We start from the raw sequence: 20,875 nt of genomic DNA, 5'->3' as shown, positions 1-20,875 counted from the left end.
AGGGTCAGATCACAAACCTGGCCACCATCGCATTCAAGTCCACCGCGAGGCGCGACAGCTCATGGCTGGCCGCGCTGGTCTGGTTGGCGCCCGCCGCCGACTGCGTGGCCAGGTCGCGGATGTTGACCAGGTTGCGGTCCACTTCGCGAGACACCTGGGCCTGTTCTTCCGAAGCGCTGGCGATCACCAGGTTGCGTTCGTTGATCAGGCTGATCGACTGGGTGATCTGCTCCAGCGCCACGCCAGCGGCGCGGGCCATTTCCAGGGTGTTCTGGGTGCGCTGGTTGCTCTGCTGCATCGATTGCACGGCTTCACCGGTGCCGTTCTGAATGCCGGCGACCATTTTTTCGATCTCCTGGGTCGACTGCGCGGTACGGTGGGCCAGGGCGCGTACTTCGTCCGCCACCACCGCGAAACCGCGTCCGGCCTCACCGGCGCGGGCCGCTTCGATGGCGGCGTTAAGGGCCAGCAGGTTGGTCTGCTCGGCAATCGCGCGGATCACATCCAGCACCTTGCCGATGTCACGACCTTGCGTGGCCAGGCCCTCGATCATCGCGGCGGTATTTTGCACATCCTGGGTCATGGTCTGGATCGCGCCGACCGTTTCCACCACCCGATCACGGCCTTCGCGCGCCGCCAGGTTCGATTGGCCCGACGCCTCGGAGGTGGACACCGCATTGCGCGCCACTTCTTCCACCGCCGCGGTCATCTCGTTGACCGCCGTGGCGGCCTGGTCGATTTCATTGTTCTGCTGCTGCAAGCCTTTGGAGGCTTCTTCGGTGACCGCGCTCAGCTCTTCGGCGGCAGAGGCCAGTTGCGTGGCCGAACCGGCGATGTGCCGGATGGTCTGGCGCAGGTTGGCCTGCATCGCGGCCAAGGCACCGATCAAGCGCGCGGGCTCATCCTTGCCATCATCTTCAATGACGTTGCTGAGGTTGCCGGCGGCGATAGTTTCAGCCACTGCCACCGCTTTGCGCAACGGCGTGACGATGCTGCGGGTCAGCAACCAGGCCAGCAACACGGTGAGCAACGCGGCAGCCACCGATACGATGATTACGCCGGTGATCGCGACGTCGTACCCATGGCCGGCATCGGCGTCGGCTGCCTTGGCGCCGGCAGCGTTGATGGCGATCAGCTTGTTCAATTGCTCGCCCATCTGGTCGGTGCCTTCCTTGATGCGGCTGTTGATCAGCGCACGCATCTCATCGACCTTGCCTTGCCTGGACAGGGCGAGCATCTCACTCTGAGCCTTCAAATAGTTCTCCAGCGTGACGCCAAAGACCTTGAACAGCGCCGCTTCTTCCGGCCCGGCAGGCAGCGCGGAGTACGCGGCCTGGGCGGTCTTCACCTTGTCAGTCAGCACGCCTATGCGGGTTTCAGCCTCCTGCAACCCGGCCGGTTCGCGGTTGACCAGTACGCGAAACGACAGGATGCGCATGCGCAGCACGTTCTCCATCATCGTGCCCAGGTTCGTCACGCTGGGCAGTTGGTTGGCGCTCATCGCCATCGACGCCTCGCGAATCAACGTCATGCGGTTGACCGCAAACACCCCCAGCACCACCACTAACAACGCAATAAATGCGAAACCGAGAGAAGCGCGCGGAGCAATATTCAGATGGCGAAGTGACATAAGAGAATTCTCAAAAGTAATGTTTGCGTGCATCCCTGCCGCGAAACGATCAATCGGTGTCAACGCACCGCTCAGACCTTGGTCACCACTGTGATTGCTGATCGGTGGGCCTGTAAGAGCTATCGGCTGGCTCAGGGGTTTTATGCAGGGCATTCATAAATATTTTTTTACACTTCTGACGATAGGCGGTTTCTGGCATCCTGCGCCTCCCTTTTCTGACCCGAGCCCTCACCTTGTCTGACGCTCAAGCCCCGCGCCCCCGCTATAAATCCGAGCTGATCTACGGCCTTGAAGACCGCCCGCACTTCAGCGCGGCGATCTTTGCCGCGTTGCAGCATGTGCTGGCCAGTTTCGTCGGGATCATCACGCCTACCCTGATTGTCGGCGGCGTACTTGGCCTGCAAAGCGAAGTGCCGTACCTGGTGAGCATGGCGCTGTTCGTGTCGGGGCTCGGTACCTTTGTGCAGGCGCGCAAATTCGGCCCGATCGGCTCGGGATTGCTGTGCCTGCAGGGCACCAGTTTTTCGTTTATCAGCGTGATCCTCAGCGCCGGCTTCATGGTCAAGGCCCGGGGCGGCGGTACCGATGAGATCCTCTCGACGATATTCGGCATCTGCTTTTTCGCGGCGTTTATCGAAGTGGTGCTCAGCCAGTTCATTGGCAAGCTGCGCAAACTGATCACCCCGGTGGTGACCGGCACCATCATTACCCTGATGGGTTTGTCGCTGATCAAGGTAGCGGTCACCGACATGGCCGGCGGCTTTGGCGCCAGCGACCTCGGCGCAGCCGGCAACATGGGCCTGGCGGGCCTGGTGCTGCTGACCATCGTGGTGCTCAACCGCTTCAACAACCCGTTCCTGCGCCTGGGTTCGATCGTAATCGGCCTGACCCTGGGCTTTGTGGTGGCCTGGCTGTTGGGGCGCGTGGACCTGGCGGCATTGCCGCAGGTACCGCTGATCAGCGTGCCGGTGCCGTTCAAGTACGGTTTTTCGTTCGACTGGGTGGCGTTTGTGCCGGTGGCGGTGATCTTCCTGATTTCACCCTTGGAAGCGGCCGGTGATCTGACCGCCAACTCGATGATTTCCCAACAGCCGGTCAAGGGCCCGTTGTACATCAAGCGCATCAAATCCGGGCTGCTGGCCGACGGCCTCAACTCGGCGATGGCCGCCACGTTCAACAGCCTGCCGATGGTGACCTTCGCCCAGAACAACGGCGTGATCCAGTTGACCGGCGTGGCCAGCCGCTATGTGGCGTACTTTATCGCCGGGCTCCTGGTGTTGCTGGGCCTGTTCCCGATGATCGGCGCGGTGCTGCAACTGATGCCCAAGCCGGTGCTGGGCGGCGCGACGCTGATCATGTTCGGCACGGTGGCCGTGGCCGGCATCAAGATCCTCGCCGAAGCCGGGCTGCACCGGCGCAATGTGCTGATTGTGGCGATTTCCCTTGGCATGGGCCTGGGCGTTGCCGCCGTGCCCGAAGTGCTGCGTGAATTGCCCAAGGCGCTGCACAACATCTTCGAGTCGCCGATCACCGTGGGCGCGTTCTGTGCAATCTTGCTGAACATTTTCCTGCCGGAGGCGTTCATAGAGCTGGAGGAAGATGAATTTGATCCGGAGTCCTCTACCCTCAAAGTCATGCAAGACCCGGACGTCACGAAATAGGAGCACCTTGTGTATGCGCACGCTCATGGTTCTATCGCTGTTGCTGCTGACCTTGAGCAGCTGCGCGCTGTTCCCCAACCGTGACCCGGTCAACATCAACGTGGTCGGCATCGAGCCGCTGCAAAGCCAGGACCTGGAAGTGCGCTTCGCGGTGAAACTGCGGATACAGAACCCGAATGAAACGGCGATCGACTACAACGGCGTGGCTCTGGACCTGGAGGTCAACGGCCGGCCGTTGGCGGCGGGCGTGAGCGACCAGGCCGGAAGCATCCCGCGCTTTTCCGAGACCGTGCTGGTGGTACCGGTCAGCGTTTCGGCGTTTTCGGTGTTGCGCCAAACCCTGGGCCTGAGCCAGACCCAGAGCTTGAACAACCTGCCCTATGTGCTGCGGGGCAAACTGGCGGGCGGCCTGTTCGGCACGATGCGCTTTGTCGACCGTGGCACGTTGGACCTGCCGAACACTGCAACCTGGTGAGCACCTTGTTCACACTACGGCGAATGCTGCGCCTTTAGAGCGCGTGCGGTCAGTCAGTGATGAAGCGCACACCGGGCTTCTCGCGCTCGTCCACCACCAACTCAAACACATCCGGCCGGGCATAGTGGCCCACCACGTCGTAGTCATACCTGGCCCGTACCAGGTCATCGGTATTGATCCGCGCGGTCAGCAACCCCGCTTCCCCCAGCAGCGGCCCGGCGAGGATGTCGCCCATGGGCCCGACAATCACGCTGCCGCCGGCGATCAATGGGCGGTCTGAAGGCCAATTGGCAATCGCCAAACCCAACGCCTCGGGCGAGGCCTGTACCTGGCAGGCACTCACCACAAAACAGCGCCCCTCGTGGGCCACATGGCGCATGCTCACTTGCCACATTTCGCGCTCGTCCACGGTAGGTGCGCACCACACCTCGACGCCTTTGGCATACAGGGCGGTGCGCAGCAGCGGCATCATGTTTTCCCAGCACACGGCGCCGCCGATACGCCCCACCGCCGCGTCGATCACCGGCAAGGTGGAACCGTCGCCCTTGCCCCAGATCAGCCGCTCGGTGCCGGTAGGCATCAGTTTGCGGTGTTTGGCGACCAGGCCGCCCGCCGGCTCGAAATACAACACAGTGCAGTACAAGGTGCTGCCACTGCGCTCGATCACACCGAGCACCAGGCTGGCCCCGGTGCGCGCCGACAGGCCGGCCAACGCCTCGGTCTCGGTGCCCGGCACGTCGATGGCATTGGCGAAGTAACGGGCAAAGGCTTCACGGCCTTCCGGCAGGCGGTAGCCCAGCTGCGTGCCGAACGCTTCACCTTTGGGATAGCCGCCGAGCAACGCTTCAGGCATGACCACCAATTGCGCGCCACTGCGCTTGATGTCGTCCTCATAGCCGAGGATTTGCGCCAAAGTCTCAGCCTTGCCGCCCGGCAATGCGCCAATTTGCAACGCCGCCACAGTAGAAACAGGCATCACGATCACTCCGAGTAAGGGGGGTTGCCCATTCTCGCGCCAGCCCGGATCATGAATAAAGCCCACCTCAGTACTGAATGATATGAACCCAATGAATATCGCCCAGGTCGACCTGAACCTGCTGAAAACCTTCGAAGCCCTGCATGACGAGTCCAGCGCCAGCCGCGCGGCAGTGCGCCTGGGCGTCACCCAATCGGCCATCAGCGCGGGCTTGCGACGTTTGCGCCAGGTGTATGGCGACCCGTTGTTCGTGCGCACCGGCCGAGGCCTGGCGCCGACGTTGCGGGCCAATCAGTTGAAGCCGGTGATCAGTGAAGCGCTGGAGCGCTGCCGCCAGAGCCTGGCCATGGTCAACCCCGATCACCCGGATTATCAGGGGCGCTCCGTGGTGGTGGGGCTGTCCGATGATTTTGAAATTGCCTATGGCCGCCGGCTGATGCTCGAAATCGCACAGCGCTTGCCGAAACTGCGGGTGATTTTCCGCCAGACCCACAGCCAGATCGTGGCGGGCGCCCTGCTCGACCGCACGCTGGACCTGGCGATTACCGCCGGGGGCTTTGCACAGAGCCGCTTGAGTCGACAGGTGCTGGCCGAAGGCGATTACCGCTGCCTGGTAGACCCCGCCAGCCTGGCCCCGGATCAGCACGGCATCAGCCTGCAAGAATTCGTCGCCCGCGAGCATGTACTGGTGTCATCCGGCGGTTTTATCGGGATTACCGACGAAGGTTTGGCGGCCCAAGGGCTGAGCCGGCAGGTGTGCGCCTCGACCAGCCATTTTGCCGCCCTGCCTTTTTTGCTCACGGGCAGCCAGGCAGTGGCGACCATTCCCGGGCACGCGGCGCAGGCCATCGCGCACATGACCGGCCTGCGTGTATTGGCTTGTCCGCTGGCGCTGCCGCGTTACCCGGTCGAGCTGGGTTGGCGCACCCAGGCCCAGTTGGACCCGATGTTGCTCAAAGTGCGCGAGGCGATTGTGGCGAGCTTTACTTCGCCGCCGCCATCAGTTTGTTGACTTCGCTGCGCACCATGTTGGAAAACTCCGGCGGCGACATGCCGTCGAGTTCAGCGCGAACCCATTCGGCCCACTTGCCCTTGCGCTTGGCGCGCTCACCGAACAACCGGGCAGCTTCGCCCTTGGCCTTGCCCAGGTTGGTTTGCCACAGGTCGTAGAGGCGCGACTTTTCATCTTCCAGCTCGGCGCGTTCGGCGAGGGTCTTGTTGGCGAGATTGAAGCTCATGGTTGAATTACCTGCTGCACAAATAGGCGACATCTTACACTGTAGGTCGAAATTTCCAGATTCGGATTTGGCTCAAGGCCACGCTTGCGCAAAAAAACTGCAACTTTTGCGCACGCCCGATACTCCATTGTTCACTGCCACATTCACCCGCAAGGAGTCACACAATGGCCCGCAAAACCGCTGCCCAAGCCGTCGAAGAACAAATCAAGGATCAAGCCTTCAGCGAACTCACGGCGTTGATCGAAGAATCAGACAAATTGCTCAAGAGCAGTGCTTCCCTGGTCGGTGAAGAAGGCGAAACCCTGCGCGAGCAGGTGGCGATCAAACTCAAGCAAGCCCTGGACTCGGTGTCCAATGTGCGCGAGCGCAGCAAGCCGGTGGTGGATGCCACCGAAACCTATATCGGCGGTCATCCGTGGCAGACGGTGGCGATTTCCGCAGGCTTCGGCCTGGTGGTCGGCTTGTTGCTGGGCCGCCGCAACTGATCGACAGCGGTGGGGGCTCAGAGCGCCCAGTCGCGTAACTGCGCCAGCGCTTGCGCCTCCACCGTGATCCCCTCCTCCAACGACTTCGCCCGCGTGCGATGACGTCGATCCCCCGGCAAGCGCCGTAAACCCGCCGCATGCATCTGCCGCACCAGCTCCTGGCTGCGCTCGGCAAAGCTTTGCCCGGCGGTTTTGCTCGGGTCGATCACGATCAGCAACTGCCCGGTCCAGGGCGTACGCGCTCCCGGATGGTCGGCCCAGTTGAACTCGAAGGAAAAGTTGCCCCCGGTCAGGGCCGCCGCCAGCAACTCCACCATCATCGACAACGCCGAACCCTTGTGGCCGCCGAACGGCAGCAACGCACCGCCCTCCAACACGGCTTTCGGGTCGGTGGTGGGTTGGCCGAGGCTGTCGACGCCCATCCCCGGCGGCAACCGCTCGCCCTTGCGCGCGGCGATCTGCACGTCGCCATGGGCAATGGCGCTGGTGGCCAGGTCAAATACGATCGGTGCGCCATCGGCACGCGGCGCGGCGAAGGCGATGGGGTTGGTCCCGAACAAGGGGCGGTCGGCGCCGTGGGGCACTACGCAGGTCATGCTATTGACCACGCTCAGCGCCACCAGCCCTTCTTCGGCGAAGGGTTCGACGTCGGGCCACAGGGCGGCAAAGTGATGGGAGTTATGAATGGCCAGCAGCGCAATGCCGGCGCTGCGTGCCTTTTCAATCAGCAGTGCCCGCGCCGCCGCCAATGCCGGTTGAGCAAAACCGTTGCATGCATCTACCCGCACGAAGCCCGATGCCACATCCGTGACAACCGGCGTGGCGTTGCCGTCAACCCAGCCGCTGGCCAGCGTGCTGAGGTAACCAGGAATGCGGAAGATGCCGTGGCTATGGGCGCCGTCGCGCTCGGCGCTGGCGCAATTGTGCGCCAGGATCGCCGCCGCCTCCGGGGATGTTCCGTGCTTTACAAACACCGCGTGCAGCAGTCCCACCAGTTCGTCGAAACCAATAAGCGCCGTTGCGTGGTCAATGAGGGAAGACTGGGCAGACATCTGTAGCTCCGATTTTGTAATTGGAAGAGACAACAAGCATCCAGACCGCTGATTAAACAATGCTTCACCTGCCACCTGTCAACGCCCGCTTCAGTTATCTACCGCCTTGCGCGCGGTGTTGCTTCGATTGGGGACGAGCGCCGCTGGCTCGACTCCAAACCGCGGGGCCGAGTTGGCTTCACTGCGCCGCGAACTGCAACAACCCTTTCCACAAGCCCGGCCCGACAAAATGCCGGTTTCATTGGAGCAATGGCTCAAGCCGCGCCAGCCGGCCACTATCACGCTGGCTGAGCTGGACCTGACGGCGCCTGAACGCACGCAACTGCACATCTTCGAAACCACGAGGTTGCCCTGAACGACCTGGAGCACAGCACGCTGAGTCATATTTACCGGGACAAGAGCGGCGCCCAGAACGTTGTGCCCTTGGCGGGCAAGGTGTACGCGGTAAAAAAACCGGTGAGCACTGGCGCCTGAGCAAAGGTAAGCAGCACGGCCCCTATCTGCTGCGCAATGCGCAGGGCCAATGGACGCTGGACCTCGACACGCATCACCCGCGCTACGGCAAAATCTTGAGTCGCTATATGGGTCAGGTGTCTACGTGGCTTGATGAAAGAGACGCCATCAATGTAGAGGCGGTGGGCATGCGCGCAATTACCGCGATGTCGAGTTGGAAAGCCCAATGTATCAATGAAGCACTCAATGTCGCGACGTACTATGCGGTGACCGCCAAACGCAATCTTGAAAACTTTGCGACACTGCGCGGGCCAGACAGTCGCCTGGGGCGCTTTTTCAGCGAACTCTTCGGCGTTATCGCACTGACGCCCGAGCAGGTACAACGAGTCGAGCGGCGGGTGGACGAAGTGCTGGATGAGTTGATCAACCACACGCTGGTCGGGCCTGACTCAATGCGTTTTGTCAGCGGCACCGCTCGCGAAACCCAACAGGACACCATTGCGTTCATCCTGCTCAAGGATGCAGAGCATAAAATCTACCTGCTGGACCGTTTTTTCGCCCCCTCCGATAGACATCTATCAAAACTGCTTGAAAAAGCGCGTTGTCGCTCTCTACCCCGGCGAGCATGCTGTTCAGAACGTGGGACTCGTTCACTCAGGAATGGGAGGATTTCGGCTCCGACAGTTCAACCTCAACGCAGAAAAAACAGTGCTGACGACCACCGGTGCCAAGACCCTGGAGGATGCCCGCGCGCTCTTCATGAGCAACAGCGACAAGCGCATCGACACCCTCCTGGCCAATGCCGATTCGGTGGCCTACATGATTAGCCAAGCGGGTCGCGCGCTGGACCCGTGAGCCTGAGCCGCGCGCTGGTGGCTCAGGGCAACCGGGGGTTTCCGCAGATTTTTCGCATGCCATGGCGCGAATGTGCTGAAACTTCAAGGCGCGTCCAAACGAGAATAGCTTCCAATTGATGTGCAATCGCCATGACGGCTGTTCTCGTCGTAGTCCTGTGGGGGTTAGAATGTGCGAAATCAGGATGAGTCAATGAGCGAAAAGCCCCTTTTAGAAGCCGAATATGACGCCATCACCGACGCCGCCGCGCATTGGTGCATGCGCTTGCATGCGAGTGACTGCACCCGCGATGAACGTTTGGCTTTTGAGCAATGGCACGACTCGCATCCGCTGCACGCCTTTGAATACGCGGCCATGCTGGAAATCTGGGACGTCGCCGACCACCTGCCACGCACTGCACCTGTGGCGGTGGTGGTGCCGTTCAAACCCCGCAGCCGGCTGCGCACTTACGCCGTAGCGGCGGCGATCTGCCTCGCTGCGTTGCCGTTGGCCGCCTTTACCGGCTGGGAAGCGGGCTGGCTCCCGAGTTCCTATCAGCGCTTCGAAGCGACCACCGGTTTGCGCCAGGTGACGTTGGGTGATGGCAGCCAGGTGGAACTCAACCTGGGCACGCAGTTGGTCTATAGCAATTACAAGGACCAACGCCGCGTCACGCTGAAAAAAGGCGAAGCCTTTTTCAACGTCAGTCATGACAGCGCGCATCCGTTTATCGTGCGTGCCGGCGAAGGCCAGGTACGGGTCACCGGCACGCAATTCAACGTCTGGAAATATGGCGACCAAGTGCGGGTGACGTTGCTAGAAGGCTCGGTGCAAATTGCCAGCGACCCCGTACACGGCAGTGTGCCCCTGACCCCCGGCATGCAGGCCAGCTATCAATTGGGCGACGCCACGCCACGGGTAAAAACGATCAACCCCAATGACAGCGCGCTGGCCTGGCGCCAGGGCAAGCTGATCCTCGACAACCTGGCCCTGGCCGATGCGTTGCCATTGATCAACCGCTACCTGAGCAAACCGGTGATGCTGGCGGACGCCACCACCGGGGCCATTCGGATTGGCGGCATCTACAACACCCATGAGGTCAACAACCTCATCCCCTCCCTGCCCAAGGTTCTGCCGGTGTACCTGACCCAGAACCAGGACGGCAACCCCGTACTCAACTCCATCCCGCGTAAAACCCCAAAAGGCTGAGCCTTGCCCGCAGGCCGGGGTTTACGCGTGCCTGTTGTGTCCATTTTTGAAACACCTCCCCGCCCTGAACCGCACGCCGTGAGCGGATTCATCGTTTTGTCATGTGCAGTGTTACAGCGCTGATACAGACGGGTGAATCGTTTGGGGTGTGACGGTATAAGCGCGCCTGAACGACAAGCTGTATCAGCCATGAAACAGCCGCAACATCACGCGCTACGCAAAAAATCACAAGCCTTTGAATAACAACAATAAATAAAAAACGGCACGGCTTCTGCTCTGTCCCTTACAGCGCTGTTTAGGGTCAGCGCGAACAATAAGGAATGCCGCCGTGACCACACTCACTCAAGGTTCGATGAACGTACTGCTGATCAGCTGTGTACTCAGCGTCGGCATCAGTGCGCCGAGCGTTGCCGGTGACGGCGTGATCGTGACCGGCCGCAACGTGCAGGCGCATATGTACGGCCGCGCCGCCTTTGGCAAGGACCCCTACCCCACCACCGCCAACGCCAATCCCAGCCAAGAAATCATGGCCGCCACCGGCGAACTCAGTGACCGCGATATCGGCGGTGTCAGCAGCGGCTCGAGCATCGTGCGCGCCATACAGACCAGCGGCAGCCTGACCGGCCCGCATGCCACCCAAAGCAGCCTGTCGACCCTGGGGGCCGGCTCAGCCGCCGGTCATGGCAGCGGCAGCAATATGGGCGGGCAGATCAGCGACTCGATCCAACGCGGCATGGCGCCCCTGAATAACATCGGCAGCATGATGGGGGGCAAGTAATGAATCGCTCCCTGCTCATCCTCGCCTTGCTGGCCGGCGCCCCCGCATTCGCCGACGACAGCGCCGTGATCAACAACAGCGGCACACAGTACGGCGGTGTTCTGTCGATCAACCAGGCCGCCGGCAACCAGAACCAAACGTCCAACAGTCGCGCCATTGCCGTTGGTGGCCAGGCCACCAACGTGAACATCCAGCGTATGGACGGCAGCGTCGACCCGTCCCTGAACGCCAAGGCGGCGATCCAGGGCCACGCCTTTACCAGCGGCAACGGTGTACTGGGCATCAACCAGTCGGCCGGGGCCAATAACCAATCCATCAACGCCGTGCGGATCAGCATCAACCCTGGCCCGCAAAGCATCGATGACAGCGTCCTGTTGCAACAGAACACGACGCAGTTGACCGACTCAGGGCTCACCCCCACCACTGGCAGCCGCCTTGTCGTTACCAGCGACCAGGCCTTCACAGGCAGCCGAGGAGTGATTCAGGTGAACCAGAGTGCCGGGGTGGGGAACCGAGTGGCTAACACCCTGGGTATCACTATCAAGTAATCGCTTGGTAGCACTGGCTGGACCGTACCAACACTTAACTCACTAATTAGAAGCAAGGAGAAACACCATGAAACCTCAAATGGCTCTGAAACCACTGGTTTTCGCTCTCGCCGCACTCATGGCTGCCGCAGCTCAAGCAGGTGGCTGGCACCCTGCGCCTCAACCTACCGGCACCATCGCCGCTGTCGTGACGGATGTACAAAACAGCGCGATCAACAAGTTTGACGACACCAAAACCGAAAACAACGCCTCGGCCGATGGTTCGGTAAACGGCAACAGCGGTAACGTTGGGGTCAACGTCCAGTCAGGCAGTGGCAACCAGGCAGACAACTCAGCCGCCATCTCCAGCGCCAAAGGTGATGCCGCCACCGTCTTCGGCGTGGTCGATGTGAACCAAAACAGCGCGGCGAACAGCTTCGTCAACAAAGGCACCCAAAACAACGCTTCGCTGGATAACTCGGTTAACGGTAACTCCGGCAACCTGGGTTACAACGGCCAGGCCGGTCAAGGCAACCAGGGTAAAAACAACCTGGCAATCGTGACCGCCGACGGCAAAAACATCGCCGCGGCCGCCAACACCGAGCAAAACTCGCTCGCCAACAGCTACCTCAACACGACCGCTACCAGCCACGGCTATGGCCATGGCGGCAAGGCCCAATACGTGTCCAACAACTCCAGCCTCGACAACTCGGTTAACCGCAACTCCGGCAACGTGGGTGTGAACCTGCAATCGGGCTCGGGCAACCAAGGCAGCAACAGCCTGTCGATCGGTCAAGGTTGCACCGTCTGCGCCAGCGGCGTGCGCTTCTGATCCAACGGGGCCTTGGCGACAAGGCCCTTTTTTATTCCCGTGTCCAGCAGGTCATACGATCATGCGCCTCGCGACCCTCACCCTCCTGATGTTGCTCACCGGCCCCACGTGGGCAGGCACCATGGCGATCTCCGCCATGCCTGGCGGTGCAGTGATTTTCAAGAAGGTCGAGAGTATTCGTGAACGCCGGTTCGCCAACCTGGTGGAACAGAAAACCGATTTCAGCTGCGGTGCCGCGGCACTCGCCACCATCCTGCGCCAAGCCTACTGGCTGGACGTCGACGAAGATCACATCATCAAAGGCATGCTGGTCACCGCCGACCAGAACCTGGTGCGTACCCAGGGTTTTTCCATGCTGGACATGAAGCGCTACCTCGAAAGTATCGGCATGCGTGCCCGGGGCTACAAAATTGCGCCAGACACTCTGGTTACCGTGAAGATCCCCGTGGTGGTGCTGCTGGAAATTCGTGGCTACAAGCACTTCGTGGTGCTGCAGCGAGCCGACAAGGACTGGGTCTATATCGGCGACCCGGTGCTGGGCCATAAGCGCTATTCCCACGATGATTTCGTCAAGGGCTGGAATGGCATCGTCTTCGCCGTGCTGGGTGAGGGTTACGACAAGGCCAATGTCTTGCTCGACCCACCTGCGCCGCTGACCGCCAAGAACCAGTTGAATGAGTTCAGGCCCGTAGGCGATGCCGAGCTGATGGATTTCGGTTTCATACAGAGCGACTTCTTTTAAGAAGCGCAATAAGGGGCAGGACGCTCCAGGAGCAGAAGATGAACACTTCCCGTTGGCTGACGGTCATGTGTCTGGCAGCCTCGATGCCCGCTTATGCTTCATCGGCATTCAAACCGATCGAACTCAAGGATTCGGAAATGGCCGACCTGCGCGGCCGTTATGTCATGCCGGGGCGCATCATCAGTTTCGGCATTGTCATGAGCAGCACCTGGACCAATGCCGTGGGCGACAGCATCACCGGCAAGGCGAGCATGCAGGTCGACTCGTCCACCCTCACTCCGCAATTTTATGTGCAAACCACCGGTTCGACCGGCAACGGTACGAACCCGAACACCGGTACCGGCACTGTCACCGGCGGCGCCGGCCTGGGCAGCGGCCAGGGGGTGACGCAAAGCGTGCGCACCGCCGGCGACGGCAACACCGCCTACAACAACGTGGGGATCACCGTCGAGAACGGCCTTGCCCCCGCCAACCTCGCGCGATCGGGGCAGGTGCTGGTGGCCGGCGGTACGGTGACCGGCGACAGCGCGGCTGGCCGTGTAAGCGTGTCGGCCAATAACGGCGGGTTACAGATGGCGATCCAGGCCAACCATAACCAGGGCAACAGCCTGCAACAGATCGGCGGTGGAAACGTGCTGCAAGGCACGGTTTTGACCGGCAACACCAACTTCGTCAACAACATGACCCAACTCAACGTGGTAATGAACAATAACGGTTTGAACAACGGCGCATTGAACTGCAATTTGGATCAACTCAAAGGCCTACGCACCCTCGGTTATTGAACTACGCTGACCCTCGACACTTACGCATTAGAAAAGGACGGCTTATTTCATGCATCGATCGTTATCGCTCCGTGCGGTGGTCTGTTTAAGTACGCTCTTGCCCGCATCCGTTTTGTATGCCGCGCCGGATGCCGATATCGAAACCCTCAAACAGGAACTCCTGGAACTCAAGCAGCGGTACGAAGTGCAGCAAAAAGCCCTGGCCGTGCTGGAACAACGGGTGCGTCAAGTCGAAGACCAGCCGGCGACTCCCGCGCCACGGCGCCTGGCCAAATCCCCGGCAGACTTTCAAAAAGCCAACGGCACCACGGTGGCGGGCACAGGCGCCGCGGCGGCATCCGGCGGCGCCGGTGGCGGCAGTTCCTATGGCCAGTCCCTCAAGGACGATTCGGCCCCCGCGCAAAGTGTGAGCAACTTGTATAACGAAGCCAGCGGCTTTTTCGGCAACGGCAAGTTCAGCTTTGAAACCGGCATCACCTACGCCCGCTACGACGCTCGCCAGTTGACGCTCAACGGTTTCCTGGCGCTGGACTCGATCTTCCTCGGCAATATCAACCTGGACCGCATCAAGTCCGACAACTGGACCCTGGACCTCACCGGCCGCTACAACGTCGATAACCGCTGGCAGTTCGACGTGAACGTGCCGGTGGTCTACCGCGACTCTACCTACCAGTCTGCCGGCGCGGGTAACAACGGCACCGCCACCTCCGAACAGTCGGTCACCCGCGACCCGACCATTGGCGACGTCAACTTCGGCGTGGCCTACAAGTTCCTCGACGAAACCCCTACCCTGCCCGATGCCGTGGTGTCGGTGCGGGTCAAGGCGCCCACAGGTAAAGAGCCGTTTGGCATCAAGCTGGTCAACAAGCCGGGCAACGACAACCTGTTCGTGCCGGAAAGCCTGCCCACGGGCAACGGCGTCTGGTCGGTCACCCCGGGGATCTCGCTGGTCAAGACCTTCGACCCGGCGGTGTTGTTTGGTTCGGTGTCCTACACCCACAACTTCGAAGACTCGTTCGATGACATCAGCAGTGACGTCAACCAGAAAGTCGGCGGCAAAGTCAGGCTGGGCGACAGCTTCCAGTTCGGCGTCGGCGTAGCCTTTGCCCTCAACGAGAAGATGAGTATGTCGTTCTCGGTGTCCGACCTGGTGCAGCGCAAAAGCAAACTCAAGCCCGATGGCGGCGACTGGCAGTCGGTGGTATCCAGCGATGCCAACGCCGGGTATTTCAACGTGGGGATGACGATTGCGGCCTCGGATAACCTGACGATCGTGCCGAACCTGGCGATCGGCATGACCGACGATGCGCCGGACTTTACGTTCAGCCTGAAATTCCCTTACTACTTCTAACTGAGGTTCACACAAGGAAAAGCCCCGCAACGATAAGGGTCGTTGCGGGGCTTTTCGGTTTACCCGCCCTAGCGGATCTGGTGTTTGTGCAGCAACCGGTAGAACGTGGGCCGGGAAATTCCCAGCACGCGGGCCGCGACACTCAGGTTGTCGCTGTGCCGGTTGAGTACATCGCACAGCGCCTGGCGTTCGGCGCGGTGCTTGTAGTCTTCCAGTGTAGCCATCGGGGGTGAAATTGCCTGCTCGCCTTGCAAGCCCAGATCAACGGCTTCTATCTGGCGCCCTTCGGCGAGTACCAAGCCACGGCGCACACGGTTGGCCAGCTCACGCACATTGCCGGGCCACGGGTGCTGCCCCATGGCCACCAGCGCGGTTTCGCTGAAGCTGCGGGGCCGACGGCCGGTTTCCTGACTGTAGAAACGTGAAAAGTGGTTGGCCAGCATCGCCACGTCACCATGGCGCTCCCGCAAGGGCGCAGTGACCACTTGCAACACGTTGAGCCGGTAATACAAGTCTTCGCGGAATCGGCCCTTGGCCACCGCAGCCTCAAGGTCGACGTGGGTGGCCGCCAGCACGCGCACATCCACCGGAATGGGTTGGCTGCCGCCCACGCGCTCGATGTGTTTTTCCTGCAGGAAACGCAGCAGGTTGGCTTGCAGTTCCATCGGCAGATCGCCGATCTCATCGAGGAATAAGGTACCGCCGTGGGCCGCTTCGATACGCCCGACCTTGCGCTGGTGGGCACCGGTAAACGCGCCCTTTTCATGGCCGAACAATTCCGATTGGATCAAATGTTCAGGGATCGCCCCGCAGTTGATCGCCACAAAGGGCTTGGCGTGACGCTGGGATTGGCGATGCAGGGTCTTGGCCACCAATTCCTTGCCGGTACCGCTGTCACCCCGGATCAACACGGGGGACTCCGTCGGTGCCAGCTTGGACAACAACTTGCGCAGTTCGCGGATGGGCCGGCTGTCACCCAGTAGTTCATGGCCCTCGTCCACCGGGGTATGGCCCTTGCCGCGCAGGCGCGCCATGCCGAAAGCGCGGCCCAGGGTGACCTGCACGCGGGCAACGTCGAAGGGCAAGGTATGGAAGTCGAAAAACCATTCGCACACAAAGTCACCGACGTTTTGCAAGCGCAGCACATCCTGGCTGAGCACGGCGATCCACTCGGTGCCGCTGCGGCTAATCAGTTCCTTGACGGCTTCGGGTCGTTCCAGGTGATAGGGCTGCAGGCGCAGCAGGCCGATATCGCAGGATCGGTCACCTACCGCTTCCAACGCACAGCTATCGACTTCCCAGCCGGCGGTGCGCAAGCCGGGCAATAAGCCATGGCAATCGTCGCAGGGGTCGACCACGAGCAAACGGCGTTGGACGGCGGGCACACCCATGACTGTTCCTTGGCGTCAAAATTGTTAAAAGTATTTAGAAACAACGGTTTGTGATGCCTGGCGCTAACACTAGCAAGCTATTGACGCGGGGCTTGTACCGTTTTGCTATAAGAGTTGGCAAAAAGCCACTTGCGCAGACTGCAGACAAAAAAGTTGCAGGCCTTGGAAACTTTCATTCAGCTTCTAAAACAGCCGCTTACCTGACGCCAATCACAGAAAGTTGAAAATTGTGGCGCTAACATGTGACCCGTACCCCGCCATCGTGCATCAGTACAAGTAACCCACCGCACGGTCCGCCCAACCGCCGGTACTCACTTGAATGGGCATTTAGAGAGAGACCCACATGAACGCCCCGCTCCGCATCAACGAAGCTCTTTTGATCGCAGACCGTGCTTTCCAACCCTTTCAGTGCGTGGCCTGGCACGATGGCAACGGCGCCCTCAGCCTGAGCGTCATCGACCGTACCAATACCCGTATCGGGCGCAAACAACTGTCGTCGCATACTTATAGCGACCCGGCGCAATTGGAAAACTTGCTGTTGCAAGCCCGCGCCGAGCTCGACAAAGATGGCCACCAGTTGCAGTCCTGGGCAATGCCCAAGTAAGTCAACGTGCACACTTTCGATCACTGCAAAACAGTGATCGAAAGTTGCGTCGTATCACTTATGGTGCTCGTCGCGCCGCCAGAATAAACCGTTCAATCGCCTCGGCCGCGCCATCGTCGACATTACTGCCGGTGACCACGCGTGCTTGGCGCTTGACCGTTTCTTCGGCCTGCCCCATGGCAATCGACAACCCGGCCACGTGAAACATCGCCGGGTCATTGCCGCCATCGCCGATCGCCGCCGTTTGCTCCAGTGGTACGCCAAGATGGTGTGCCAAGGTCTTCAAGGCTTCGCCCTTGTTGGCCAACATGGCGGTGACATCCAGATACACCGGTTGCGAACGCGACACCTGGGCCAGCCCCTGCACCTTGGGCTGCAGCCGTGCTTCGAGCTCCACCAGCAATTGGGCGTTGTTGCTGGCCGCGACAATTTTGTCGACCCGGTCCAGGTAGGGCTCGAAACTCTCCACCACCACCGGCCCGTACCCCAGGCCGTCGGCTTCGCGCTGCACCATCGGCCCCGGTGGATCACGGCGCAACCAGTCACCGTCAGCAAACACCCAGACTTCCACCTCCGGCTCGGCCGAAAACAGCGCCAGCGTAATCAGCGCCGCCTCGGCCGGCAGATGGTGGGCAACCAGGATGCTGCCATCCGGGTTGATCAGTGTGCCGCCATTGAAGCCCGCCACCGGAATATCGATGCCGAACGCCTCGACCAAGTGCAGCATGGCCTTGGGCGGGCGCCCGCTGGCCAGGCTGAAAAACACCCCAGCCTCGCGCAGCTGGTGTACCGCATCCAACGTACGTGGGCTGAAGCGGTGATCGGGATGCAGCAAAGTGCCGTCCACGTCACTCAGGATAAAACGGATGGGATGGATCGCGGCGTCACTCATCCGAGCGTGTGCCAGGTACGGCCATCGCGGGCCAGCAACGCATCGGCCGCCGCCGGGCCATCTTCACCGGCCTTGTAGGCCTGGATCCCATCGTCTTGCTTCCACGCATCCAGGAACGGCTGCACCGCACGCCAGCCGTTCTCGATGTTGTCGGCGCGCTGAAACAAGGTCTGGTCACCGGTCATGCAGTCGTAAATCAGGGTTTCGTACCCGGTCGAAGGCTGCATCTGGAAGAAGTCCTTATAGGCGAACCCCAGTTGGATGTTGGCCATGTCCAGGGTCGGCCCGGGCTTTTTCGCCAACAGGTCGAACCACATGCCTTCATTGGGCTGGATCTGGATCTTCAGGTAGGTAGGCTTGAGCTCATCGACTTCGGTGTCGCGAAACTGCGCATACGGTGCCGGTTTAAAGCAGATCACGATCTCGGTGTCGCGCACGCTCATGCGCTTGCCGGTGCGCAGGTAAAACGGCACGCCAACCCAGCGCCAGTTGTCGATCATCACCTTGAGCGCCACGAAGGTCTCGGTGCTGCTGTCAGGCGCGACGTTGGCCTCTTCGCGATAGCCCGGCAAGGGCTTGCCGGCGATTTCACCCGCAGTGTACTGGCCCCGTACCGAGTTGGCCCGCGCATCCTCCAGCGACCAGGGGCGTACCGCGCCGATGACCTTGGCCTTTTCACCCCGCACCGCATCGGCGCCAAACGCCGCCGGCGGTTCCATGGCCACCATCGCCAGCAACTGGAACAGGTGGTTAGGCACCATGTCGCGCAGGGTGCCGGTTTTTTCGAAGAAATTGCCCCGGGTCTCCACGCCGACGGTTTCGGCGGCGGTGATTTGCACGTGGTCGATGTAGTGGTTGTTCCAGAACGCCTCGAACAGCACGTTGGAGAAACGGCTGATGAGGATGTTCTGCACCGTTTCCTTGCCCAGGTAATGGTCGATGCGATAGATCTGCTTCTCGCTCATTACCTTGAGCAGGCAGGCGTTCAAGGCTTCAGCGGTGGCCAAGTCTGAACCGAACGGTTTTTCGATGACCACGCGACGGAAACTGTCATCGGTCTCGGTCAACAGGCCCGCACTGCCCAGGCGCTGCACCACGTCACTGAAGAAACGCGGTGCGGTGGCCAGGTAGAACACCGCGTTGCCGGTGCCGCTTTGGGCGATCTTGTTGCCGATGTCGGCATAGGTGCGGTCGTCGAGGAAGTCACCCTCGACATAGCTGATGCCCTTTGCCAGTTGCGCCCACAACGCCGGGTCAAGGGCGTTATCGGCATTGCCCTTGACCTTGCTCGCGGCCTCGGTGCGGATAAACGCCTCGAGCTTGGCGGCGAAGTCGGCATCGCTGATCGCGTTGTGATCGACGCCGACAATACGCAGGCCATCGCCCAGCAAACCGTCACGACTGAGGTTGTACAGCGCCGGCATGAGCAGGCGCTTGACCAGGTCGCCATGGGCGCCAAACAGAAACAAGGTGGTGGGTGGAGCAGGTTCGGCCTTGGGTTTCTTGCCGTTGGCGGTCATTTTTTGGAGGTCTCCACATGACCACCAAAGCCGAAGCGCATGGCAGACAGCATCTTGTCACCGTACGTGCTCTGCTGGCGCGAGCGGAAACGCGCGAACAACGACGTGGACAACACCGGCACCGGCACGGCCTGCTCCATCGCAGCCTCGATGGTCCAGCGGCCTTCGCCACTGTCGGCCACGGAACCGGAGTAGCCGTCCAGTTTAGGGTCGGTGGCCAAGGCGTCGGCGGTCAGGTCCAGCAGCCAGGACGAGACCACGCTGCCACGGCGCCAGACTTCGGCAATGTCGGCAACGTTCAGGTCAAAGCGTTGATCTTCCGGCAGGTTTTCCGAGTTCTTGGTCTTGAGGATGTCAAAGCCTTCGGCAAACGCCTGCATCATCCCGTACTCGATGCCGTTATGGATCATCTTGACGAAATGCCCTGAGCCTGCAGGGCCGGCGTGGATGTAGCCCTGCTCGGCACGCGGGTCGGCAGCGGCCGAACGGTCTTTGGTACGCGGGATGCTGCCCAGGCCAGGGGCCAGGCTTTTGAAGATCGGGTCCAGGCGTTGCACGGTCTCGGTGTCGCCACCGATCATCATGCAGTAGCCACGCTCCAGGCCCCAGACGCCGCCGGAGGTGCCGACATCCACGTAATGCAGGCCCTTCTCGGCGAGTGCTTTTCCGCGACGCACGTCGTCCTTGTAGTTGGTGTTGCCGCCGTCGATGATCACGTCACCGTGCTCCAGCAGCTCACTCAGTTCATTAATGGTGCTTTCGGTGGGGTCGCCTGCCGGCAACATCACCCAGACGGCGCGAGGCTTTTGCAGCCCGGCAACCAGGGCCTGCAAGTTGGCGACGCCGGTGGCGCCCTCCTCGCTCAAGCCTTTGACAAATGCTTCGTTACGGTCGTAGACAACGGTGGTATGCCCATTGAGCATCAGGCGCCGTGCAATATTCCCGCCCATGCGGCCTAGTCCGATAATCCCCAGTTGCATGTGCTGATGCTCCTAACTACTAAAAAATGTGTGACATAGTTTATAGCGCAATGAGGCTAATGAGGGTTAGTCAGGGCCAGATCCGTGTAGTTTCATGGCAAAAAAGTTGCCATCGTTTCACCATCACTGCCACCAAAGTCACACGACCGCCAAAAATAAAAAAGTTCCATTGCCGCGAAAAAGAATTCAGAATTGCTTCCGACTGTTGCCGAGAACCTCGACTCAAGCGTTCTGGCACGCCGCGACACACCGCCTATTTGCGAGGCAAGCAATGAGCACAGCACAGATGACCCGCCCCCCACAGACTCTCTACGTCTCTATCCGTCGCGATGAGTTGCGCCAGTTGAAAGACGAACGCGATCACCTGCAGCAGGAAATCCTGCGCCTGCGCGCGCATATCATCCAGGCCCAACTGGACCAGCCCGCCGGTGTGCAGCCAGCGCTCTGCTGAGTCCCGTCATCA

At 60.8% G+C, this 20,875-nt stretch carries 24 protein-coding genes; 15 read left to right on the top strand and 9 right to left on the bottom strand.

Annotated features, from left to right (window positions below):
• Nucleotides 1-4 precede the first annotated feature (4 nt).
• Nucleotides 5-1,630, bottom strand: coding sequence for a methyl-accepting chemotaxis protein (locus AB4N98_RS24925; protein ID WP_065878908.1), 1,626 nt, complete (start codon nucleotides 1,628-1,630; stop codon nucleotides 5-7).
• Between the two features lie 233 nt (nucleotides 1,631-1,863).
• Here AB4N98_RS24925 and AB4N98_RS24920 point away from each other — a divergent pair, with 233 nt between their 5' ends.
• Entirely contained in the window at nucleotides 1,864-3,291 is a 1,428-nt protein-coding gene (locus AB4N98_RS24920) for a nucleobase:cation symporter-2 family protein (protein WP_065878905.1), read from the top strand.
• Nucleotides 3,292-3,304: 13 nt separating this feature from the next.
• On the top strand, nucleotides 3,305-3,766 hold the full coding sequence (locus AB4N98_RS24915) for an LEA/WHy family protein (protein ID WP_017528514.1): 462 nt from the start codon (nucleotides 3,305-3,307) through the stop codon (nucleotides 3,764-3,766).
• Between the two features lie 49 nt (nucleotides 3,767-3,815).
• On the opposite strand, the gene AB4N98_RS24910 is transcribed toward AB4N98_RS24915, so the two are convergent.
• Nucleotides 3,816-4,742 (bottom strand): carbon-nitrogen hydrolase family protein, encoded by a 927-nt coding sequence (locus tag AB4N98_RS24910; protein ID WP_065878903.1) that lies wholly within the window; start codon nucleotides 4,740-4,742, stop codon nucleotides 3,816-3,818.
• A 91-nt stretch (nucleotides 4,743-4,833) separates the two neighbouring features.
• Between AB4N98_RS24910 and AB4N98_RS24905 the strand changes: the two genes are divergently transcribed.
• On the top strand, nucleotides 4,834-5,754 hold the full coding sequence (locus AB4N98_RS24905; RefSeq protein ID WP_065878901.1) for a LysR family transcriptional regulator: 921 nt from the start codon (nucleotides 4,834-4,836) through the stop codon (nucleotides 5,752-5,754).
• On the opposite strand, the gene AB4N98_RS24900 is transcribed toward AB4N98_RS24905, so the two are convergent.
• Entirely contained in the window at nucleotides 5,726-5,980 is a 255-nt protein-coding gene (locus AB4N98_RS24900) for a hypothetical protein (protein ID WP_003190904.1), read from the bottom strand. The genes AB4N98_RS24905 and AB4N98_RS24900 overlap by 29 nt on opposite strands.
• A gap of 164 nt (nucleotides 5,981-6,144) precedes the next feature.
• On the opposite strand from AB4N98_RS24900, the gene AB4N98_RS24895 reads away from it, so the two are divergent.
• A complete protein-coding gene (locus AB4N98_RS24895; RefSeq protein ID WP_017528517.1) occupies nucleotides 6,145-6,465 on the top strand; it encodes an ElaB/YgaM/YqjD family protein in 321 nt (106 codons plus the stop codon).
• Between the two features lie 17 nt (nucleotides 6,466-6,482).
• On the opposite strand, the gene AB4N98_RS24890 is transcribed toward AB4N98_RS24895, so the two are convergent.
• Nucleotides 6,483-7,517, bottom strand: a complete 1,035-nt coding sequence (locus AB4N98_RS24890; protein ID WP_065878899.1) for an Ldh family oxidoreductase — start codon at nucleotides 7,515-7,517, stop codon at nucleotides 6,483-6,485.
• A 172-nt stretch (nucleotides 7,518-7,689) separates the two neighbouring features.
• On the opposite strand from AB4N98_RS24890, the gene AB4N98_RS24885 reads away from it, so the two are divergent.
• A complete protein-coding gene (locus AB4N98_RS24885) occupies nucleotides 7,690-7,872 on the top strand; it encodes a hypothetical protein (protein WP_065878896.1) in 183 nt (60 codons plus the stop codon).
• 31 nt (nucleotides 7,873-7,903) lie between these two features.
• Here the strand turns inward: AB4N98_RS24885 and AB4N98_RS24880 are convergent, their stop codons facing one another.
• Nucleotides 7,904-8,401 (bottom strand): hypothetical protein, encoded by a 498-nt coding sequence (locus tag AB4N98_RS24880; RefSeq protein WP_065878894.1) that lies wholly within the window; start codon nucleotides 8,399-8,401, stop codon nucleotides 7,904-7,906.
• Between the two features lie 157 nt (nucleotides 8,402-8,558).
• On the opposite strand from AB4N98_RS24880, the gene AB4N98_RS24875 reads away from it, so the two are divergent.
• From AB4N98_RS24875 to AB4N98_RS24840, 8 genes are all read left to right on the top strand, one after another.
• A complete protein-coding gene (locus AB4N98_RS24875) occupies nucleotides 8,559-8,825 on the top strand; it encodes a hypothetical protein (protein ID WP_460148967.1) in 267 nt (88 codons plus the stop codon).
• A 192-nt stretch (nucleotides 8,826-9,017) separates the two neighbouring features.
• The gene (locus AB4N98_RS24870; protein WP_017528523.1) at nucleotides 9,018-10,013 is read left to right on the top strand and encodes a FecR family protein; all 996 of its coding nucleotides are present in this window, start codon (nucleotides 9,018-9,020) and stop codon (nucleotides 10,011-10,013) included.
• 328 nt (nucleotides 10,014-10,341) lie between these two features.
• Complete coding sequence (locus AB4N98_RS24865; protein WP_026067309.1) at nucleotides 10,342-10,791, top strand: hypothetical protein; 450 nt, start codon at nucleotides 10,342-10,344, stop codon at nucleotides 10,789-10,791.
• Complete coding sequence (locus AB4N98_RS24860) at nucleotides 10,791-11,339, top strand: hypothetical protein (RefSeq protein WP_017528525.1); 549 nt, start codon at nucleotides 10,791-10,793, stop codon at nucleotides 11,337-11,339. Before AB4N98_RS24865 ends, AB4N98_RS24860 begins: the two co-directional genes overlap by 1 nt.
• A gap of 67 nt (nucleotides 11,340-11,406) precedes the next feature.
• Entirely contained in the window at nucleotides 11,407-12,150 is a 744-nt protein-coding gene (locus tag AB4N98_RS24855) for a hypothetical protein (RefSeq protein WP_068936609.1), read from the top strand.
• Between the two features lie 61 nt (nucleotides 12,151-12,211).
• Nucleotides 12,212-12,892, top strand: coding sequence for a C39 family peptidase (locus AB4N98_RS24850; RefSeq protein ID WP_017528527.1), 681 nt, complete (start codon nucleotides 12,212-12,214; stop codon nucleotides 12,890-12,892).
• A 38-nt stretch (nucleotides 12,893-12,930) separates the two neighbouring features.
• Nucleotides 12,931-13,674 (top strand): hypothetical protein, encoded by a 744-nt coding sequence (locus tag AB4N98_RS24845; RefSeq protein ID WP_135196810.1) that lies wholly within the window; start codon nucleotides 12,931-12,933, stop codon nucleotides 13,672-13,674.
• A gap of 49 nt (nucleotides 13,675-13,723) precedes the next feature.
• A complete protein-coding gene (locus tag AB4N98_RS24840) occupies nucleotides 13,724-15,025 on the top strand; it encodes a coiled-coil domain-containing protein (protein WP_065878888.1) in 1,302 nt (433 codons plus the stop codon).
• Nucleotides 15,026-15,093: 68 nt separating this feature from the next.
• Here AB4N98_RS24840 and AB4N98_RS24835 read toward each other — a convergent pair whose 3' ends face one another.
• Complete coding sequence (locus tag AB4N98_RS24835) at nucleotides 15,094-16,416, bottom strand: sigma-54 dependent transcriptional regulator (protein WP_068936615.1); 1,323 nt, start codon at nucleotides 16,414-16,416, stop codon at nucleotides 15,094-15,096.
• A gap of 343 nt (nucleotides 16,417-16,759) precedes the next feature.
• Here AB4N98_RS24835 and AB4N98_RS24830 point away from each other — a divergent pair, with 343 nt between their 5' ends.
• Nucleotides 16,760-17,020: a hypothetical protein gene (locus tag AB4N98_RS24830; RefSeq protein WP_017528531.1), complete on the top strand. Its 261-nt coding sequence runs from the start codon at nucleotides 16,760-16,762 to the stop codon at nucleotides 17,018-17,020.
• A gap of 58 nt (nucleotides 17,021-17,078) precedes the next feature.
• On the opposite strand, the gene AB4N98_RS24825 is transcribed toward AB4N98_RS24830, so the two are convergent.
• From AB4N98_RS24825 to gnd, 3 genes are read right to left on the bottom strand one after another with little or no spacing between them, the layout of a single operon-like run.
• Nucleotides 17,079-17,912 (bottom strand): Cof-type HAD-IIB family hydrolase, encoded by an 834-nt coding sequence (locus AB4N98_RS24825; protein ID WP_017528532.1) that lies wholly within the window; start codon nucleotides 17,910-17,912, stop codon nucleotides 17,079-17,081.
• Nucleotides 17,909-19,432 (bottom strand): glucose-6-phosphate dehydrogenase, encoded by a 1,524-nt coding sequence (zwf, locus tag AB4N98_RS24820; RefSeq protein ID WP_017528533.1) that lies wholly within the window; start codon nucleotides 19,430-19,432, stop codon nucleotides 17,909-17,911. The genes AB4N98_RS24825 and zwf overlap by 4 nt, the downstream gene beginning before the upstream one ends.
• Nucleotides 19,429-20,412 (bottom strand): phosphogluconate dehydrogenase (NAD(+)-dependent, decarboxylating), encoded by a 984-nt coding sequence (gene gnd / locus AB4N98_RS24815; protein WP_135196812.1) that lies wholly within the window; start codon nucleotides 20,410-20,412, stop codon nucleotides 19,429-19,431. Before gnd ends, zwf begins: the two co-directional genes overlap by 4 nt.
• Before the next feature lie 286 nt (nucleotides 20,413-20,698).
• Here gnd and AB4N98_RS24810 point away from each other — a divergent pair, with 286 nt between their 5' ends.
• The gene (locus AB4N98_RS24810; RefSeq protein ID WP_017528535.1) at nucleotides 20,699-20,863 is read left to right on the top strand and encodes a DUF6026 family protein; all 165 of its coding nucleotides are present in this window, start codon (nucleotides 20,699-20,701) and stop codon (nucleotides 20,861-20,863) included.
• Nucleotides 20,864-20,875 lie beyond the last annotated feature (12 nt).

The organism is Pseudomonas sp. S3_E10 (genome assembly GCF_054667615.1).
Note: the sequence above shows the minus strand (reverse complement) of the source record. Positions and strands in the feature narration are given on the sequence as shown.

What these genes read in the sequence shown, in the direction of transcription:
- AB4N98_RS24810 (WP_017528535.1), top strand. Translation starts at nt 20,699, where the DNA reads ATGACCCGCCCCCCACAGACTCTCTACGTCTCTATCCGTCGCGATGAG.
- AB4N98_RS24860 (WP_017528525.1), top strand. Translation starts at nt 10,791, where the DNA reads ATGAATCGCTCCCTGCTCATCCTCGCCTTGCTGGCCGGCGCCCCCGCA.
- zwf (WP_017528533.1), bottom strand. Translation starts at nt 19,432, where the DNA reads ATGACCGCCAACGGCAAGAAACCCAAGGCCGAACCTGCTCCACCCACC.
- AB4N98_RS24855 (WP_068936609.1), top strand. Translation starts at nt 11,407, where the DNA reads ATGAAACCTCAAATGGCTCTGAAACCACTGGTTTTCGCTCTCGCCGCA.
- AB4N98_RS24905 (WP_065878901.1), top strand. Translation starts at nt 4,834, where the DNA reads ATGAATATCGCCCAGGTCGACCTGAACCTGCTGAAAACCTTCGAAGCC.
- AB4N98_RS24915 (WP_017528514.1), top strand. Translation starts at nt 3,305, where the DNA reads ATGCGCACGCTCATGGTTCTATCGCTGTTGCTGCTGACCTTGAGCAGC.
- AB4N98_RS24830 (WP_017528531.1), top strand. Translation starts at nt 16,760, where the DNA reads ATGAACGCCCCGCTCCGCATCAACGAAGCTCTTTTGATCGCAGACCGT.
- AB4N98_RS24925 (WP_065878908.1), bottom strand. Translation starts at nt 1,630, where the DNA reads ATGTCACTTCGCCATCTGAATATTGCTCCGCGCGCTTCTCTCGGTTTC.
- AB4N98_RS24840 (WP_065878888.1), top strand. Translation starts at nt 13,724, where the DNA reads ATGCATCGATCGTTATCGCTCCGTGCGGTGGTCTGTTTAAGTACGCTC.
- AB4N98_RS24835 (WP_068936615.1), bottom strand. Translation starts at nt 16,416, where the DNA reads ATGGGTGTGCCCGCCGTCCAACGCCGTTTGCTCGTGGTCGACCCCTGC.
- AB4N98_RS24825 (WP_017528532.1), bottom strand. Translation starts at nt 17,912, where the DNA reads ATGAGTGACGCCGCGATCCATCCCATCCGTTTTATCCTGAGTGACGTG.
- AB4N98_RS24895 (WP_017528517.1), top strand. Translation starts at nt 6,145, where the DNA reads ATGGCCCGCAAAACCGCTGCCCAAGCCGTCGAAGAACAAATCAAGGAT.
- gnd (WP_135196812.1), bottom strand. Translation starts at nt 20,412, where the DNA reads ATGCAACTGGGGATTATCGGACTAGGCCGCATGGGCGGGAATATTGCA.
- AB4N98_RS24910 (WP_065878903.1), bottom strand. Translation starts at nt 4,742, where the DNA reads ATGCCTGTTTCTACTGTGGCGGCGTTGCAAATTGGCGCATTGCCGGGC.
- AB4N98_RS24900 (WP_003190904.1), bottom strand. Translation starts at nt 5,980, where the DNA reads ATGAGCTTCAATCTCGCCAACAAGACCCTCGCCGAACGCGCCGAGCTG.
- AB4N98_RS24845 (WP_135196810.1), top strand. Translation starts at nt 12,931, where the DNA reads ATGAACACTTCCCGTTGGCTGACGGTCATGTGTCTGGCAGCCTCGATG.
- AB4N98_RS24870 (WP_017528523.1), top strand. Translation starts at nt 9,018, where the DNA reads ATGAGCGAAAAGCCCCTTTTAGAAGCCGAATATGACGCCATCACCGAC.
- AB4N98_RS24890 (WP_065878899.1), bottom strand. Translation starts at nt 7,517, where the DNA reads ATGTCTGCCCAGTCTTCCCTCATTGACCACGCAACGGCGCTTATTGGT.
- AB4N98_RS24850 (WP_017528527.1), top strand. Translation starts at nt 12,212, where the DNA reads ATGCGCCTCGCGACCCTCACCCTCCTGATGTTGCTCACCGGCCCCACG.